Here is a 256-nt window from a genome sequence, read left to right on the forward strand (position 1 = left end):
CTTATCAAAGAAGCCGATCTGATCTTTTGTTTTATATTGGATTTGATAGGTATAATCGCCGGGACTTAAGATCACATCTTTATTTCCCACATATATTTTCAGAAAGCCATCTTCAATTTCCTTATGATAATCTTCTTCCGCTCCATCTTTTTTAATGGAGATGATGTCGTATTTTACCTTTTGAGTCTTCTTATTTAAGTTTCTGGACAGTGGCAATGCCCGGTAAATTCCCCTTTTAATATTATTTCCTAAGCTG

1 protein-coding gene is annotated in these 256 nt (G+C 34.4%); it reads right to left on the bottom strand.

What is annotated here, in order from left to right; all coding sequences use genetic code 11:
* On the bottom strand, positions 1-256 hold a 256-nt coding region (locus tag SCA31_RS24430), incomplete at both ends, for a DUF2207 domain-containing protein (RefSeq protein WP_410699565.1).

The sequence above is a fragment of the Chryseobacterium sp. SIMBA_028 genome (assembly GCF_046535285.1).
Lineage (GTDB): Bacteria > Bacteroidota > Bacteroidia > Flavobacteriales > Weeksellaceae > Chryseobacterium.